Annotated in this window: 15 protein-coding genes, 1 tRNA gene, 1 other RNA gene and 1 pseudogene; 14 read left to right on the top strand and 4 right to left on the bottom strand. The window is 40.4% G+C overall.

The features are described from left to right. Positions 1–71: 71 nt before the first annotated feature. Positions 72–1,355, top strand: a complete 1,284-nt coding sequence (gene hemA / locus J576_RS07385; RefSeq protein WP_002050406.1) for a glutamyl-tRNA reductase — start codon at positions 72–74, stop codon at positions 1,353–1,355. On the opposite strand, the gene J576_RS07380 is transcribed toward hemA, so the two are convergent. Next, on the bottom strand, positions 1,352–3,217 hold the full coding sequence (locus tag J576_RS07380) for a DNA primase (protein ID WP_002050427.1): 1,866 nt from the start codon (positions 3,215–3,217) through the stop codon (positions 1,352–1,354). The two genes, hemA and J576_RS07380, sit on opposite strands and share 4 nt — an antisense overlap. A 158-nt stretch (positions 3,218–3,375) precedes the next feature. Further along, a complete protein-coding gene (locus J576_RS07375; protein ID WP_002050442.1) occupies positions 3,376–4,497 on the bottom strand; it encodes an outer membrane protein assembly factor BamD in 1,122 nt (373 codons plus the stop codon). 71 nt (positions 4,498–4,568) lie between these two features. Between J576_RS07375 and rluD the strand changes: the two genes are divergently transcribed. The 3 genes from rluD to J576_RS07360 all read left to right on the top strand — a co-directional run bounded on the left by rluD (position 4,569) and on the right by J576_RS07360 (position 7,134). After that, entirely contained in the window at positions 4,569–5,621 is a 1,053-nt protein-coding gene (gene rluD, locus J576_RS07370; RefSeq protein WP_033855544.1) for a 23S rRNA pseudouridine(1911/1915/1917) synthase RluD, read from the top strand. A 10-nt stretch (positions 5,622–5,631) separates the two neighbouring features. Beyond that, positions 5,632–6,369, top strand: a complete 738-nt coding sequence (gene pgeF, locus J576_RS07365) for a peptidoglycan editing factor PgeF (RefSeq protein WP_002050299.1) — start codon at positions 5,632–5,634, stop codon at positions 6,367–6,369. 213 nt (positions 6,370–6,582) lie between these two features. After that, positions 6,583–7,134 (top strand): flavodoxin family protein, encoded by a 552-nt coding sequence (locus tag J576_RS07360; RefSeq protein ID WP_002050384.1) that lies wholly within the window; start codon positions 6,583–6,585, stop codon positions 7,132–7,134. Between the two features lie 41 nt (positions 7,135–7,175). Here J576_RS07360 and smpB read toward each other — a convergent pair whose 3' ends face one another. Then, a complete protein-coding gene (gene smpB, locus J576_RS07355; protein ID WP_001029798.1) occupies positions 7,176–7,652 on the bottom strand; it encodes an SsrA-binding protein SmpB in 477 nt (158 codons plus the stop codon). A 135-nt stretch (positions 7,653–7,787) separates the two neighbouring features. Between smpB and coaD the strand changes: the two genes are divergently transcribed. The 5 genes from coaD (at position 7,788) to J576_RS07335 (ending at position 10,400) form a co-directional block, all read left to right on the top strand. Beyond that, positions 7,788–8,279 carry a pantetheine-phosphate adenylyltransferase gene (gene coaD, locus J576_RS07350; protein ID WP_000047853.1) on the top strand — a complete coding sequence of 164 codons (492 nt, stop codon included), beginning with the start codon at positions 7,788–7,790 and terminating at the stop codon, positions 8,277–8,279. Between the two features lies 1 nt (position 8,280). Then, the gene (locus tag J576_RS07345; RefSeq protein ID WP_001979799.1) at positions 8,281–8,544 is read left to right on the top strand and encodes a YfhL family 4Fe-4S dicluster ferredoxin; all 264 of its coding nucleotides are present in this window, start codon (positions 8,281–8,283) and stop codon (positions 8,542–8,544) included. 27 nt (positions 8,545–8,571) lie between these two features. Then, positions 8,572–8,926, top strand: an RNA gene (rnpB, locus tag J576_RS19345) — RNase P RNA component class A. A gap of 64 nt (positions 8,927–8,990) precedes the next feature. Further along, positions 8,991–9,067: transfer RNA gene (locus J576_RS07340), tRNA-Met, on the top strand. 148 nt (positions 9,068–9,215) lie between these two features. After that, positions 9,216–10,400, top strand: a complete 1,185-nt coding sequence (locus J576_RS07335; RefSeq protein WP_000830725.1) for a porin — start codon at positions 9,216–9,218, stop codon at positions 10,398–10,400. Between the two features lie 52 nt (positions 10,401–10,452). Here J576_RS07335 and J576_RS07330 read toward each other — a convergent pair whose 3' ends face one another. Further along, positions 10,453–11,433 carry a LysR family transcriptional regulator gene (locus J576_RS07330; RefSeq protein ID WP_025467839.1) on the bottom strand — a complete coding sequence of 327 codons (981 nt, stop codon included), beginning with the start codon at positions 11,431–11,433 and terminating at the stop codon, positions 10,453–10,455. Positions 11,434–11,536: 103 nt separating this feature from the next. On the opposite strand from J576_RS07330, the pseudogene J576_RS07325 reads away from it, so the two are divergent. The 5 genes and pseudogenes from J576_RS07325 (at position 11,537) to J576_RS07305 (ending at position 17,980) form a co-directional block, all read left to right on the top strand. Then, a pseudogene (locus tag J576_RS07325) lies at positions 11,537–12,648 on the top strand (tartrate dehydrogenase). Positions 12,649–12,668: 20 nt separating this feature from the next. Continuing rightward, positions 12,669–14,321, top strand: coding sequence for a BCCT family carnitine transporter (locus J576_RS07320; protein ID WP_002050355.1), 1,653 nt, complete (start codon positions 12,669–12,671; stop codon positions 14,319–14,321). Positions 14,322–14,332: 11 nt separating this feature from the next. Beyond that, the gene (locus tag J576_RS07315) at positions 14,333–15,307 is read left to right on the top strand and encodes an alpha/beta hydrolase (protein WP_002050398.1); all 975 of its coding nucleotides are present in this window, start codon (positions 14,333–14,335) and stop codon (positions 15,305–15,307) included. 42 nt (positions 15,308–15,349) lie between these two features. Continuing rightward, complete coding sequence (cntA, locus tag J576_RS07310) at positions 15,350–16,465, top strand: carnitine monooxygenase subunit alpha (protein ID WP_002050283.1); 1,116 nt, start codon at positions 15,350–15,352, stop codon at positions 16,463–16,465. A 63-nt stretch (positions 16,466–16,528) separates the two neighbouring features. Next, on the top strand, positions 16,529–17,980 hold the full coding sequence (locus J576_RS07305; RefSeq protein WP_002050366.1) for an NAD-dependent succinate-semialdehyde dehydrogenase: 1,452 nt from the start codon (positions 16,529–16,531) through the stop codon (positions 17,978–17,980). The last annotated feature ends 17 nt before the right edge of the window (positions 17,981–17,997 follow it).

The raw sequence follows: 17,997 nt of genomic DNA, 5'->3' as shown, positions 1-17,997 counted from the left end.
GATCCAAAGTAATGCTTTTTATGACACCGATGTTGCACAATAGCATAAATTTAGCGAAATGATGATCTGATATGTCTTTCTTTGCATTGGGTGTCAACCATCAAACAGCTTCTGTAGAACTCCGCGAGCAAATTGCTTTCAATGCAGAGCGATTAAGTAATTTGCTTGCCGAGCAACGCCATCATGAGTCTTTAAAAGACTTAGTGGTTGTCTCAACCTGTAACCGTACAGAAGTCTACGCCATGGCGGAAGATGCCGAAAGCCTTCTGAAATGGTTAGCCGATGCCAATAATATTGATGTAAAGCAGTTAATTCATCATGTTTATCGTTACGAGAATGCTCAAGCGATCACACATTTAATGCGTGTTGCAAGTGGTTTAGATTCCTTAATGTTAGGTGAACCACAAATTTTAGGGCAGGTAAAAAATGCTCTAGCATTGTCTAAAGAAGCGCAGACGGTTTCTCCTGAGTTAAACAGTGTATTTGAATACGCTTTTTATGCGGCAAAACGTGTGCGTACAGAAACAGCTGTAGGTAGTCATGCAGTTTCAATGGGTTATGCTGTTGCACAATTAGCCTTACAAGTCTTTAGTAAACCTGAAAAACTCACTGTTATGGTGGTTGCAGCAGGTGAAATGAATAGTCTGGTGGCCAAGCACTTAGCGGAAATGGGTGTTGCCAAGATTATTATCTGTAATCGTAGCCGTGAACGTGCTGACCTGCTAGCTCAAGAAATTGCCCATCAAGTTGAAGTTGAGATTATTGATTTTTCAGCTTTATCAGAAAATTTATACCGTGCAGATGTTGTTTCAAGTTGCACAGGTAGTTTGCATCAAGTTATTGCATATGCAGATGTCAAAACGGCATTAAAAAAGCGCCGTTATCAACAAATGTTAATGGTTGATTTAGCTGTACCGCGCGATATTGACCCTAAAGTGGAATCACTTGATGGCGTATATCTATACGGAGTTGATGACTTACAAAGTGTAATTGATGAAAACCTAGCCCAACGCCGTCAAGCAGCTGTTGAAGCTGAGGTAATGGTGAATCAATTAGCAACCCAATTGATTACACATCAAAAAGTCAAAGAAGCAGGCAGTACAATCCATGCTTACCGCCACCATAGTGAAGAAATTAGTCAGCAAGAACTTGCTCATGCTTTAGACGCATTGCACCATGGCGGCAATCCAGAGCAAGTACTTAAAGAATTTGCTCACCGCTTAACACAAAAGTTAATGCATCCAACGTCTATGTTGTTACGTGAAGCTGCTAAAGCAGAAAGTCCTGATTATTTCGAGTGGCTCCAACAGCATCTACAGGATGTATTTGATCATGAGCGAAAACCGAAACGTTAAGACAATAATCTTAAGCTAATTTGTTTGGTGAGCTCATTGAGTTGTTGTCTTAAGTTTCTTGACTCAACTAAAGAAATTTTAGATTTTAGCTTTTGACGTAAATATCTTTCTTGTAAGCCTAATGCATATTCTTTAGCGAGTTTATCTGCTACTTCTGGTGCTTGAGTTAATGCCTGAATATTAGTTCTTTGCATAATATCTGCAATTTCATGGCAATAACTGCTACATGCACCTAACACATAATATGTCGCTAACTCTTGGTCATCAGGCAATTCATCAAATATACGATTTAGAATTGCTAATATTTTAGCCAATAACTCATCTTGTGGAATATAAGCCCGTAATCCTTCAAAATGAATATAAAGAAACGGATGGTGCATCAAAATTGCGACAGCAAAGTCTTCATCTTTTGTCTGAATATTAAAAGATAACGATGCATCATGACTAATTTGTGGGGTAAAGCGCTTACCTAACCCTAACTTTTCACGGAAAGATTGGGTTAATAGATAACGGAAAGATCCCTGTTTGGGTAATAACTCGGTTAGTTCTCTTAGTTCGCCCATGACAAGACTTTTGCCCTCAGGCGTACTAATATCATGTTGGCCAGTAAGATGTGCAAAAACAAAGTCAGAGAGCAGGGGCGCTTGCTGTAAAAGTCTTTGGAAGTTTTCGAGGCCTTCACGTCGAATTAATGAATCTGGATCGTGATCATTTGGCAATACAAAGAACTTAAGCTCACGTCCATCATTTAGAAGTGGTAACGCAATTTCTAAAGTTCGACGTGCTGCTTTTTGACCTGCTATATCGCCGTCAAAGGCGATTGTAATTCGATTATTTTGTTTAAATAAAATATTAAGGTGTTCTGTATTACTTGCCGTTCCTAAAGTCGCGACAGCGCCTGTAATACCATATTGCTGTAAAGCAATAACATCCATATATCCTTCAACCATTAACCAGTCGTTAGACTTTAATTTTCTACCTTCATATAAACCATAAAGTAATTGGTTTTTATGGAAAACTTCTGAGTCTGGTGAGTTGATGTATTTAGGTTTAATTTCGTCATTGAGTGCACGACCACCAAAACCAACTACACGACCCTTCGGGTCTCGAATTGGAAAAATGACACGATCACGTAAAAGGTCAAAGTCACGACCACTATCGCTTGAACGGATGAGGCCAAGTTGCTTTAAGCCCTCAATATCATAAGGAAAAGCTTTTTCTAGATGCTGCCAGTCTTCTGGTGCATAACCTAAACGCCAGAACTGAATAGTCTGGTCACTTAAACCACGTTGCTTAAAGTAATTTTTGGCTTTTTGACTAGTCGGTAATTGATGCTCATAAAACTGGGCAACATTTTCTAGAAGGTCGTATAAATTACCTTCTTGTACAGGTTCCTCAAAATTAAATGGCTGTTCGAACTGGGCAAAAGGATCATCAAAATACACTGGTTCAAGTGTATTGTACTGATCATCTACAGGTGCTTGAGTACTGGGTTCAACAACTGTTTTTGCTGGAACTGGTGGTTTGGTAACCTGGCGTGTATAAGACAGTTTTTTATTATCGGTATTATCTTTGGGTAATTCGACACCTGCATTGCTCGATAACTCTTTCATTACATCGATAAAGTTTCGGTTATCAATATCCATTAGGAAACGGATGGCATTGCCGTTTGCTTGGCAACCGAAGCAATGATAGTACTGTTTATCGCGATAAACATGGAAAGAAGGGGTTTTCTCTTGATGAAAAGGGCAACAACCAGAATATGTTCGTCCGGTCTTTTTCAATTTCACACGTTGACCAATCAGATCGACAATATCTGTCCGATCTAGAATCTGATCAATCGTATGCTGTGGAATTGCCATAATTCAGATAACCGTGTTTAAACTAATGATGCGATAGGTCAGATTATTCTGACATGATGAAACGAGATATGCCCGATAAATATTTTACTATTTTATAAAAACAAACAGGCAAGTCATATCACTTGCCTGTTTGTTGGTTATTTTTAAGCTGTTATGACTTATTGAGCAGCGTCGTCCGGTTCAGTTGAAGATGCTGCAGGTGCAGTGGTTGCACCTTCTGCTGCTTTTTCAGGCTTATCAAGTAAACCGAAGCTTAAACGGTTAGTCCAGCTACGTTCAGTTTTTGGAGTCTCAACCGGTGCTTTTGTTGTTTCTTGAGTTTCTTCTTTGCCAGAATTACCCATTAAACCAAAGCTTACACGGTTCAGTAGACTACGTTTAGGTTCTGTTTCAGTAGTCGTAGTATCAGGTGTTGTAGACTTAGATTCACGGCCGAGAATACCCAAGGTAGCACGGTTAATCCAGTTGCCTTCTTTACGGGCAGCACGCATGTTTACTGTGCCATTTTTATTAACAAGGCTAGGATAATTAAGCTTTAAAACTTCAATGTATTGTTGTGAAGTTGCTTTGTCACCCAACTGGTCATAGCTATATGCCAAAGTTGCTAATGCTTCTGGTATTTGAGGTGTTTGTGGATAGTGTTCAATAACCCATTGTGAACGCTCAGCTGCTGCAACCCATGCTTTACGTTTAACGTTAAAGCGTGCAGCATTCATTTCGCTTTCAGCAAGCTCTTGACCAATAAATTTCATACGCTGTGCTGCATCGACAGAATATTGGCTGCTTGGGAAGCGGCGAATCAGATCAACAAAGTTTTGATAAGCAACTTTTAAATAACTGATGTCACGGTGTGATTGTTGCAAAGATGTGTAGCGCAATAAACTGTCATAGTTCAGCTCCATGTTAGATACGCCACGTACATAGTAGGCATAATCTACATTTGGATGCTGAGGATTTAAACGAATAAAGCGTTCAGCTAGAGCAATCGCCCCTTCATAATCTTTTTGTTTAAATTTTGAATAGAGAAGTTCGAGTTGTGCTTGTTGCGCGTATTGTCCAGTTGGATAATAGGTGTCAATCGCTTCTAAAGATTTAGTAGCTTCAAGATATTGACCACGATCAAGAGATTTTTGGGCCTTTTCAAAATATGCTTGTTCACTAGATTGCGGGCCAGTATCGACCACTTCTTTTTTACTTGGATTGCTGCTACAGCCCACAAATGCAGACGCTACACCTAGAGATAAGGCAAGCATCGTAATTTTATAACGTGGTAGCGACATAAAAACTCCTCTGTTATGTTGGGCAATGAGCTACAATTGCGCTATTAAACCACTTTTATCTCAATGATCAAATGACTTCAGCACAATCTTCAAACACAAACTTCTCTGAAACCGACTTCAATTTACTTGAAGATTCTGAGGATGCAGATAACCATACTTCTGATACAACTGCAACACGTTTATCGTTGCAAGTTCAGTTAGATGAAAGCTACTTAGGGCAACGTATCGACCAAGTTGCAGCCATGGTGTGGAGTGAGTTATCGCGTGAAAAGCTCAAGCAATGGTTGAAGGATGGCCATCTGTTGGTGAATGGTAACATTGTTAAACCTAAGCATCGTTGTGAAGGGACAGAGCTACTTACGCTCGAAGTTGAGCTTGAAGCTCAGACGACGAGTCAACCTGAAAACATTCCACTTAATATTGTTTATGAAGATGATGATATTTTAGTCATTAATAAACCAGTAGGGATGGTAGTGCATCCAGGAGCAGGTAATACCTCTGGAACTTTAGTGAATGCCTTGCTTTATCATTTTCCAAAATTGGCAGAACTTTCTCGTGCTGGTTTAGTACATCGTATTGATAAAGACACCAGTGGACTATTAGTTGTTGCTAAAACACTAGAAGCGCAATTTTCTTTAAGTAAACAATTGGCAAATAAGTCGGTTTATCGTGTATATGACTTAGTTGTTTATGGAAATATTATTGCTGGCGGTACGATTGATGAGCCAATTAAACGTCACCCAGTTGACCGTGTGAAAATGGCGATTTTACCGGGTGGGCGTGATGCAGTGACGCATTACAACGTAAAAGAGCGTTTTAAAGATTTTACTCGTGTGCAAGCTCGTCTTGAAACAGGCCGAACTCATCAGATTCGTGTGCATTTTAGTTATATTGGTTACGGCTTGATTGGTGATCAGGTTTATATGAACCGTGTACGTGTACCTGCTGGTGCATCTGAATTACTCATTGAAACTTTACGTGGTTTCAAACGTCAAGCATTGCATGCAGCTAAGTTGGGTTTAAAACATCCGCGTACTGGTGAAGAAATGTTATTTGAAGCACCTTGGCCTGAAGATTTTACTCAGTTGGTTAATGTGCTACGTTCAGAAAACGCTGCATATTAAGGACATGCATATGGAATTTGTTCAAGGTTTACCGCAAGGCGTATTTGTAGGGCAGACACGTGTTCAACATCCTTTGGCTTTGCCAACAGACCAAACCGAATTAACTGGATTTAATCTTGCTTTACACGTTAAAGACGAAGCTGCACGCGTTCAGCAGCATCGAATGATGCTTTTAGACGAATTTGCTCAGTTTGGTGTTAAGAAAATGACATGGATGACCCAAACGCATAGTACGATTTGTCATACGGTAAATGAACAAATTTCCTTTACAGCATTAATTGGCGATGGATTGGTTACTCAAACCAAAGGTCATGCGTTAATGATGATGACAGCCGATTGTTTGCCTGTAGTACTTGGTAACGCAGAGGGCACTGAAGTTGCCAACTTACATGCAGGGTGGCGAGGTTTGGCGGGTGGTATTATTGAAAATACAGTTGCTGCAATGCAAAGCCCTCCAACTTGGGCGTGGTTAGGAGCTGCGATTAGTCAACCTTGTTTTGAAATTGGAGCTGAAGTAAAAACTGCTTTTTGTAGTAAATATCCTGAATTGGAAACTGCATTTATTGATGGAGCAGCTCCAGATAAATTTCATGCAGATTTATACGCGATTGCTCGTTTTATTTTGCAAAGGCTTGGTGTTAAGCAAGTTTTAGGCGGCGATCAATGTTCATATCAACAGCAAGAAGAGTATTTCTCTTACCGCCGTGATGCTAAAACTGGCCGTATGGCAACTTTTGTTTTTATGTAATTTATAAAAATCGTATTTAATTTTAGAAGTACGATTGTTGTGATATTACTCCCTTATGTTATTTAAATTTAAAAATAATATAAGGGAGTTTTTTATTTTTTGTATTTACTTAAATAAACTGCTTAAAAGCTAATTTTTGATATTTTTAGATCACGGTTTAGCAACTTTTAATTAAATGATAAAATACAAAAAATCGCTAAAAATATTAAGCTTATGTCTTTGCCTGAAAAACATCTCTCTATCGTCTATCACAGTCCATATGGTCATACCGCAAAGGTAGCATCTGCTATTGCTGCTGGTGCACAAGTGATGGGTGTTAAAGTACATGTGATGAATATTGAGCACATTGACTGGGATGTTTTAGATGCCTCACAGGGTATTATTTTTGGCTCGCCAACATATATGGGGAGTGTAACTGCCGACTTTAAAAAGTTTATGGATAGTACCTCCAAACGTTGGAAAAATCGTTTATGGCAAGGCAAATTAGCAGCGGGTTTTGCAAATTCGGGTGGTTTGAGTGGTGATAAACTGGCGGTTTTGCAACAACTTAATATTTTTGCGATGCAGCATGGCATGCTCTGGTCAGGTTTACCTTTAATGACAACAGGCCATACCGAAACTGATTTAAACCGTTTATCGAGCTGTTTAGGTTTAATGACTCAATCAGATAATGCACCAGTTGAAATTACACCGCCACAAGGTGATTTAAATACTGCTAAATGGTTTGGTGAATATATTGCTGGACTTTTATATAGATTAAATTAGTAAAAAATAAAAAAGCCTCTTTATAGAGGCTTTTTAGTCTATTATTTATGAAATATACGGGCTTTATCACGTTGCCAGTCACGTTCTTTTTCAGTTGCACGTTTATCGTGGAGTTGTTTACCTTTCACGAGTGCAATTTCAAGCTTGACCAGATGACCTTTCCAGTAACACGCTAATGGAACGCACGAATAACCTTTTTGGTTCACTGCACCCATAAGCTTTTCAAGTTCACGACGAGATAATAATAATTTACGTGTACGTGTAGCTTCCGGCACGATATGTGTAGATGCAGAAAGGAGCGGTTGAATTTGTGCACCAAATAAAAATGCTTCACCGTTTTTAAAAATGACATAACTTTCTGTCAAACTCATACGACCAGCACGTAAAGACTTTACTTCCCAGCCGAGTAAAGACATGCCAGCTTCAAATTTTTCTTCGATAAAATAATCATGACGGGCACGTTTATTTTGTGCGATGGTTCCGCCATTATGTTTCTTTACTACTGTTGCTTTCGCCATAATTCAAACTTCCACAATTGCCCCTATTGTGCCGTAAACTGATGCCAAGGTGAAGTTTTTTCCCACATATCAATATTTCGCCTCATGTATAACTTTTGCTAAAATAGGTGCACAATACAATTAGAGTACTAGCGGATGTCTAAAACGCGTGTAATTTATCCTGGAACATTTGACCCTATCACAAATGGGCACGTTGATTTAGTTACTAGAGCATCAAGAATGTTTGATGAGGTCGTAGTAGCGATTGCAATTGGACATCATAAAAATCCTTTGTTCAGTCTAGAAGAGAGAGTTGCACTGGCACAGTCATCATTAGGCCATCTATCAAATGTTGAATTTGTAGGTTTTGATGGTTTATTGGTTAATTTTTTCAAAGAACAAAAGGCTACAGCAGTACTTCGTGGTTTAAGAGCAGTATCTGATTTTGAATATGAGTTTCAATTGGCTAATATGAATCGCCAGTTGGACCCACATTTTGAAGCCGTGTTTTTAACACCTTCGGAACAGTATTCTTTTATTTCTTCGACGTTGATCCGAGAAATTGCACGTTTGAAAGGGGATGTAACCAAGTTTGTTCCGCAAGCTGTGGTTGAAGCTTTTGAACGTAAACATCAACAAGGTTGGTAAAGTGTCGTTATATATCACCGATGAGTGCATAAACTGTGATGTTTGTGAACCAGTTTGCCCAAATGAAGCTATTTTTATGGGTGAAGTGATTTATGAAATTAATCCAGATTTATGTACAGAGTGTGTTGGTCACCATGACCAGCCACAATGTCAATTATTTTGTCCAGTCGACTGTATTCCTAAAGATCCGCAGCATGAGGAAACGGAAGAACAGCTATTAGACAAATATAAAAGATTAATTGCTCAAAAAAGCACAAGCAATTAGTGAATAAATTTGTTAATATGCGCCCTCGAAGTGAGCCGGATGGTCGCTGCTGTGGAGGTCTCCGTGACTGAAGCAGGAGAGGAAAGTCCGGGCTTCATAGGGCAGGGTGCCAGGTAACGCCTGGGCGGTGAAAGCCGACGGAAAGTGCAGCAGAGAGTAGACCGCCTCATTCGTGAGGTAAGGGTGAAAGGGTGCGGTAAGAGCGCACCGCGTGTCTGGTAACAGTTCACGGCATGGCAAACCCCACCAGAAGCAAGACCAAATAGGAATCCTAGGTGCGGCCCGTACTGGATTCGGGTAGGTCGCTTGAGCGTATGAGTGATTGTACGCCTAGAGGAATGACCATCCTCGACAGAACCCGGCTTATAGGCTCACTTCACCTCATTTTATTGAAAATTTTTCTTGACGCGCGGTTAAGAAGCTAAGATAATGCGCGCACAGTTTACGGCTATGTAGCTCAGTTGGTTAGAGCACCGCACTCATAATGCGGGGGTCACAAGTTCAAGTCTCGTCATAGCCACCATTTTACAGACCACGCTCCTGCGTGGTCTTTTTTTATGCTTGTTTTTTGATTAAACACAGTTTGTAAAGACCGACTTCATACTTCTGGCATTGTTTGTCTAAGCCAATTTCTTCATGTTCTTATAACACTTAACAAGGATGTTGAAGACATGAAAAGGTCATTATTATTTTTAGGAATTCTAAGTTTAACTTCTGGAACACAAGTCTCTGCAGCTGATTTGAGTTGGGGTGATCCAACTTTAGATTCGGGTCAATTTAAAGTGTCTGGTGCAATACGTTCTCGCTATTTACATAAAGATTATGTGGTCGGGGCGAATGAAGGTTCCCAAAATGATGACTGGCGACTCACAGATATTAAATTAGTGTTGGGTTATGAAAATCCAAACTGGATTGCAGGGGCAGATGCTCGTTGTTATCAATATGATCACTTGTGTGATGCGATTTTTCTAAAAAAAGCTTGGGTAGGGTATAAGTTATCTGACCAACAAAGAGTCACGGTAGGTTTGCAGCCTGTTGATTTTGGCTTTGGTGAATTTTGGGGAAGTAGTTATTACGAAACGCTTTTAAATACCGTTGGTTTAGAAGATATTGATAATCTAGGGATTAAATATAAATTTGCAGATGACAAATACAATTTAACCTTAGGATTCTATCCAACTGATGGAGGAAATTATAAGGGGACATCAAAAGACTCAAGCCGATATAGTGGTAATTTCGTTGAAGCTGATGACTTGACGGTAGGGACCAATATTGAAGAAAAAAATATGTGGATTGCGCGGGCCTCTAGAAAATTTGAGCTTGATAAAGCTCAAAAATTTTCGACCGAGTTAGGTGGTTCAGTTTGGTATTCTGATTTAGAAAATAAAAGAACAGACGAAGATGGACACCGCAAATCATGGAATGTATTTGCTCAAACGCAATATCAAGCATGGCAATGGATGTTCTTAGCAGGTAAGCAAGATGTCACTAATGGCGATAATTTATTGCCAAATAGCTCAACCATTGGAGCATTTGATTATCCGTATCAAGTTGCTAACAAAGGCAAATATCTGGTCAATGAAATTAACTATACCTTTGCTCAGCCATTCCACAAAATTGAAAATATTAAGCCCTATATCTCTCATAGCCGCTTTTTCAAAGATGAGGATGGATATAAAGACTCTGAGCGTTTAATTGCAGGCGTTTATTTTAATTACAAAGCCATTGGTATTCAGGGTGAATATATTATGAGTAAAAATGATCCAATGGTAGGTGGTGGGGCGAATGGCCTTGCACAAGGTAGCAGTAATGATTGGGATAAACTGTTTTATCTTTCAATTGGATATTATTTCTAAAAGTTAAAAGTAAACTATTGCCCTAAGTGAACAGGCCCACTTAGGGCTTTTTTTATAGAAAGACTTTTTCAGGCGGTGGTTCTCGTTTGACCGCTGGTGAAATGAGTTGACCGCGGCTTAGGTTTTGCACATGCTGTAAACGATTGAGCAATTCATTTTGAATAAACAAAATACAGGTTTGCAGTTTGGAGGAGCTTTTGAGTTGTGATGGATAAACTGCCCAGACATCTGCATCTTGCCAGTACTCAGGCAAAATATGCTGAAGTTGGCCAGTAATCAACTCATCTGCAACATCCCAAATCGAGCGGAAAATAATACCGTGACCTTCTATGGCAAGTTGATGAATAATTTCGCCGTTATTTGAAACAAAGCGGGGTTTGATATGTACTGAGACATCTTCGGAAGCATGCCTAAATTTCCATAAAACCGAGGATTGGTCGCGTTCACTAATTGTTAAACAGTCATGTGTTTGCAAATCTTCAATACTGTCCGGTACGCCGTGTTTAAGTAAATAACTCGGTGACGCGCACAAAATACGAAAATTAGAAGCCAGCTTCTTCGCAATCATATTGGGTGCAATTTCATTACCAATTCTAATGTCTAAATCAATACTGTGTTGAATCAGGTCTTTGGTATTGTCGATGGTATCAAAATGAATCTGTAGTTTTGGATACAGCATCATTAATTTAGACAAAATTGGTGCGACATGTTTTCTGCCAAAACCAAAGCTACTAATAATATCCATACGACCCGTAGGCGTACTGAGCGGGTTATTGACCAGTTCGCAGACTTCATCAAATTCTTCAAGAATATTTGAAACTCTCTCAAGTATGAGTTTGCCATCTTCTGTCAGGCTAACGTGACGCGTGCTGCGATGAAAAAGTTTGCAGCTCAACGTGTTTTCTAGAATATTAATTCGCTTGCTAATAAAAGCTGGCGATGTCCCGAGTTCCTCAGCAGATTCGACAAAACTTTTTAGTTTGGCGACTGTGCAAAAAACCTTTAAATCCGATAGGTTAGGTAGATTATTCACGATCCGTGTCCATTGGAGTGATAGTTCTGTTGTTGATCATTTTTGCTTAAAACATCATGTTTAAGCCATACAAGGATATTAGTCGAAGGTGTGAAGGAAGCTTATGGCAAAAAGATATAAAGTTGCCACGATTGCAGGTGATGGCATTGGTTTAGAAGTTCTACCAGAAGGTATTAAGGTTGTAAAGGCAGCAGCAGAGAAGTAAGCATTGATCTTCAGTTAGATGCTTTCGATTGGGCAAGCTGCGATTACTACCTTGAGCACGGCAAAATGATGCCAGATGACTGGTTTGAAACTTTGCAGGGCTACGATGCAATTTATTTTGGCGCTGTAGGCTGGCCCGATAAAGTGCCTGACCATATTTCGCTTTGGGGTTCGCTGCTCCAGTTCCGTCGTGGTTTTGACCAATATGTGAATTTACGTCCAGTGCGCTTAATGCCGGGTGTGAAATGTCCATTGGTAGGTAAAAAACCGGGCGATATCGACTTCTACGTGGTTCGTGAAAATAGTGAAGGTGAATACTCAGCGATTGGCGGTAAAGCTTTTGAAGGAACAGACCGCGAGTTTGTTTTACAAGAAGCCGTATTTACACGTCATGGCGTAGACCGAATTTTGCGTTATGCATTTGAGTTTGCAAATCAGCGAGATGCGAAAAAAATTACCGCAGCGACCAAGTCAAATGGTATTGCAGTGAGCATGCCGTACTGGGATGAGCGCGTTGATGCGATGGCAAAACAGTATCCACAAATTCAAGCTGATAAACAGCATGTTGATATTTTAGCGGCTCGTTTTGTTTTACAACCTGAACGTTTTGATGTGGTTGTGGCATCCAATTTATTTGGTGACATTCTTTCCGATTTAGGTCCTGCATGTACAGGTACCATTGGTTTGGCTGCTTCTGCAAATTTAAACCCGGAAAGAAAATTTCCATCATTGTTTGAACCTGTCCATGGTTCAGCACCAGATATTTACGGTAAACAAATTGCCAACCCAATCGCTGCGATTTGGTCGGGTGCCATGATGTTCGAATTCTTTGGAGAAGAAGACGAGCGCTGTATCCAAGCGGGTCAAGATATTATGCAGGCGATTGAGAATGTATTAATTAATGGCCCAAAAACAGCCGATATCGGCGGTCAGGCAAAGACTTATGAGGTAGGAGATGCAATTGCATCATGTGTAGCCCAAACTAAAATGGACGTATTCGCTATGGAATAACGCCATCCAAAAATGGATGTATGGATATGGATAATCAAAACACAAAAATTTATACGGATAAATTTCTTGCCGTAACCAGCTTACTGTTTGTATTTATTTCAGTTGCTGGTTTGGCGATTTATTCGCAAGAATCGATAAAGATTGCTGCAACATGGATGCAGTGGACGACATCGGTATTTACAACCCCAGTATTACTGTTTGCTTTTTTAGCCATTATTTTTACTTTTGGTCTTGCCTTTAGTAAATACGGAAAAATTAAGCTTGGAGAAGGAAAACCTCAATACAGCACAATGTCATGGATTTTTATGTTCATCTTGTCAGGTATTGGTTCTTCCACACTGTACTGGGGCTTTTTGGACTGGGCCTACTATTATCAAACTCCTGGTTTGAGCTTACCGCCTGAGTCAGCAGAAGCATTGAAATATAGCGTGGCTTACTCGTTTTTTCACTCTGGCTTAAGTGCTTGGGCAATTTATGCTTTGGCATCAATTTCTTTGTGCTACAGCTATCATGTGAGAAAAAACAAGGGATTAAGCTTAGCTTCAGTAATTGAGGCTGTGACAGGTTTTAAATCAACTGGCGTGGTTGGTCGTTTAGTCGACTTAATGTTCTTGCTTTGCATGTTTGGTGCATTGACGATTTCATTGGTACTCACTGCCGTGACATTTACCAATATTTTGTCTCAGCTCACAGGCATACCAAATACCTTTATGACCAAGGTCATCATTATTTTGGCAGTTTCAGTTCTGTTCGCACTAAGTTCTTATGTAGGTATGGACAAGGGCATGCAGCGTTTAAGCCATATGGTGTGCTTGGGTGTAGTGTTATTTGCAATTTATGTACTTTGCTTTGGTCCGACTCAGTTCATTTTGAATAACTCATTAATGAGTTTTGGGTTAATGGCTACCAACTTTGTCGATATGAGTTTGTTTACCGACCCAATGGGTGACGGCAAGTTTACTCGAGAATGGACTGTTTTCTACTGGTTATGGTGGATTTCATATGCACCGGGTGTGGCACTCTTTGTAACGCGTGTTTCTAAAGGTCGTACCATTAAAGAAGTGATCTTTGCCATGGTAATTGGCGGCAGTGTCGGTCTTTGGTTCATCTTTGGTGTGTTTGAAAACTACAGCGTTTATAGCTTTATTCATGGGGCTGTCAATGTACCGCAAATCTTAAGTCAACAGGGTGGTGAGGTTGCGATTGGTCAATTGCTCAGTCTGTTACCTGCCGGAAAATTAATGATGTGGATTTTCCTCGGCATCATGGTGGTGTTCTTGGCAGCGCATATGGATGCGGTCGGATATGCGGTTTCAGCAACATGTACACGCGGTTTAAGTGAAGGACAAGACCCATCACCAAACGCTCGTCTGTTCTGGTGTGTCATGCTGACTTTAGTTCCAATTGCCATGATTTTTAGTAAAGCACCGTTAGACACCATGAAAACGGCAACTATTGTGACGGCTTTACCATTCATCGTGATTATTCTGATTCAAACCTATGGCTTAGTGAAATGGCTAATTCAGGATTATGCCAAAGTCCCATCGCATTTAATTGAGCAACAAGGTTATGATGATGCGGAAATTGGTTTAAACCAGTCTCAAGATGAACATGCAAAACGGATGCAGCTTGAGCTTGCAAACTCAATCAAACTGGATAGAAAAACCAGCTAGAGGGAACGGTAATGACGAGACGTGAACAGACTACTTATGTCTTAAGTGAAGAAATGCAAAGCCTAGTGTACTGGAGCAGCATTTATTCACCAGCAGATGCAGATATTGACTCAATTCGTGCAGCATATGACGCGATGTGCCGACACTACACTTTGCCACGTGATGGCAAGATTGAAGTAGAAGACCGAGTTGTTGCAAATACAGAGCATCTTGTACCTGTTCGTGTGTATTTACCAAAAACAAATCGACCTGAAGCTGGTTGGCCGTGTGTGTTGTATTTACATGGCGGTGGTTGGATGGTCGGTGGACTCGATTCACATGAGTTTATTACCAGTTATTTATGTCAGGACTTAAATGCAATTGTCATTGGTGTAGATTACCGCTTAGCACCAGAACATCATTTTCCTGCAGCTTTTGAAGATTGTTTAGCGGTATATCAATGGCTTAAACAGCATGGTTCAGCTTGGCAAATCGATAGCGAAAATATCGTTCTAGCAGGTGATAGCGCAGGCGGTAATTTAGCAGCCGCTCTTGCAGTGGATCTACAACATAGTGGTTTGCAAGCTCAAGGGCTGGCATTGGTTTATCCATGTTTAACGACAGCATTTGATACCCCAGCCGTGCAAAAGCACGCCCATGCGCCGTTGTTAACGGCTGAAGATATGCATTTTTATTTAAAGGAATATGCACCGAATTCACAAGAGTGGCAGGATTTACGTCTAGCACCTTTATTGGCAACTGATTTTTCAGATATGCCTACAAGTTTTGTGGCAGTTGCAGAATATGACCCTTTAAGTGATGACGGTTATCTCTTTACCCAAAAATTGGAACAAGCAGGTATCCCTAACGAGTTTCATTTAGGTAAAGGTTTATTACATGGCAGTTTACGTCTGATGCGTGACTGTCCGGAAGTTCAACATTTATATCAAAACATGCTAAGTGCAATACGTCGCATGTTGAGCAGTGCCGAAAAGACATCAATTTAATATCGAGTCATTTGGACGAAAAGAATTTAATGGAGTAAAAACATGAGTGCAGTTGAAAAATTACCTGAAGATTTTTGTGCAAACCCAGATGTTGCATGGACTTTCCCTAAAGTTTTCTATACTTCATCTCAAGTTTATGAGCATGAAAAAGAATCAATCTTTGCTAAAAGCTGGATTTGTGTTGCACATGGCAGTGAGTTGGCTCAGCCAAATGACTATATTACCCGTAAAGTAATTGGTGAAAATATTGTCATCATTCGCGGTAAAGATAGTGTTCTACGTGCGTTTTATAATGTGTGTCCACACCGAGGCCATGAGCTTCTAAGTGGCAGTGGTAAAGCAAAAAATGTCATTACTTGCCCATATCATGCATGGACTTTCAAGCTGGACGGTAGCTTGGCATTGGCACGTAATTGTGACCATGTTGAATCTTTCGATAAAGAAAACTCAAGCATGGTGCCTTTAAAAGTCGAGGAATATGCAGGTTTCGTATTTATTAATATGGATGAAAATGCGACTTGCGTAGAAGACCAGCTTCCGGGCTTTGCTGAGCGTTTAAATCAAGCATGTAGTGTAATTAAAGATTTGAAATTGGCGGCTCGTTTTGTAACAGAAACGCCAGCAAACTGGAAAGTTATTGTCGATAACTACTTGGAGTGTTATCACTGTGGGCCTGCACATCCGGGCTTTGCTGACTCAGTACAAGTCGACAAATATTGGCACACCACACATCAAAACTGGACATTACAGTACGGTTTTGCGCGTTCATCTGAGAAGTCATTTAAGCTTGATCCATCAGTAACAGATCCTGAGTTTCATGGGTTCTGGACTTGGCCTTGTACCATGTTCAACGTACCACCGGGCAGCAACTTCATGACTGTGATCTATGAGTTTCCAGTTGATGCAGAAACAACTTTGCAGTATTACGATATTTACTTTACAAATGAAGAGCTTACTCAAGATCAAAAAGATTTGATTGAGTGGTATCGCAATGTATTCCGCCCGGAAGATTTGAACTTGGTAGAGAGCGTACAACGTGGTCTGAAATCACGTGGTTATCGTGGTCAAGGCCGTATCATGACTGACAAGCAACGCTCTGGTATCAGTGAGCATGGTATTGCTTACTTCCAACATTTAGTGGCGCAGCATCATAAATAAAACAAATGGATTTATTCAGGTGTAAAGATCACTTACACCTGATTCTTCAGTTAGGAAGATGATATGTCGAGTTTACAAAGTACTGAACTATTTCAGCAACAAGCCTATATTAATGGGCAATGGCTAGCTGCACAGTCGAATGCGACTGTTCCGGTGAGTAACCCAGCTACAGGCGAAGAAATTGGCACAATTCCGAATATGGGAGCGGCAGAGGCAACGCAAGCAGTTGAAGCTGCCTATATGGCTTTACAAAGTTGGAAAGCTTTAACTGCCCAAAATCGTGCTGATATCTTGTTGGCTTGGCATAAACTGGTTCTCGATCATACCGATGAACTTGCTTTAATCATGACCATTGAGCAAGGCAAGCCTTTAGCAGAAGCAAAAGGTGAGGTTCGCTATGCTGCATCATTTATTCAATGGTTTGCAGAAGAAGGCAAGCGTATTTATGGTGATGTGATTCCAACCGTAAATAACCAGCAGCGTTTTATTATTAGTAAAGAACCTGTGGGTGTTGTGGCTGCGATTACGCCGTGGAATTTCCCAATTGCCATGATTACCCGTAAAGCAGCGCCTGCTTTAGCAGCGGGTTGTACGGTCGTAATTAAGCCAGCCAATGAAACACCTTACTGTGCATTAGCGATTGCAAAGCTTGCAGAAAAGGCGGGTATACCAGCTGGTGTGATTAATATTGTTACTGGTAAATCTCAAGAAATTGGCTCGGTATTTACTTCACATGAAAAAGTGAAGAAGTTGACTTTCACTGGTTCAACGCCAGTGGGCCGTTTACTAATGCAGCAGTGTTCAAGCACCATTAAAAAATTGGCGCTTGAGTTGGGTGGAAATGCTCCTCTGATTGTGTTTGATGATGCCGATTTAGATAAAGCTGTACAAGGCGCGATTTTTGCCAAGTTCCGTAATGCAGGTCAGACTTGTGTTTGTGCTAACCGCATTTATGTACATGACAATATTTATCAAGCTTTTACCGAGAAGTTTGTACAAGAAGTACAGAAGTTTAAAGTCGGTAACGGTTTGGAAGATGGCGTACAAATTGGCCCATTAATTAACGAAAAAGCAGTTTTGAAAGCACAGCAGTTAATTGATGATGCGGTGAGCAAAGGCGCTAAGATTGCCTGTGGTGGTAAACAGCATGCTTTAGGACAAACCTTTTATGAACCATCAGTTCTAACGAACGTTGACCGTACAATGGAAATTGTCCAAGAAGAAATTTTTGGTCCAGTTGCGCCGCTTATTCGTTTTACAGATGAAGCAGATGTGGTTGCTCAAGCAAATGACACGATTTTCGGTTTGGCAGCGTATGTGTATAGCGAAAATATTTCACGTTTATGGCGAGTGTCGGAACAGCTTGAATATGGAATGGTCGGTATGAATGCCACAGCAATTTCAAATGAAGTTGTACCATTTGGTGGTGTGAAGCAATCAGGCGTTGGACGTGAAGGTTCAAAATATGGTCTTGAAGAATTCATGACTATTAAATACATGTGTTTAGGGCTTTAAGGATAAGCCCTAACAAC

Origin of the sequence: Acinetobacter sp. 766875 (assembly GCF_000582055.1) — a bacterium.
GTDB classification, from domain to species: domain Bacteria; phylum Pseudomonadota; class Gammaproteobacteria; order Pseudomonadales; family Moraxellaceae; genus Acinetobacter; species Acinetobacter nosocomialis.
The sequence above is the reverse complement of the archived record's forward strand: the minus strand, read 5'-3'. Positions and strand labels throughout refer to the sequence as shown.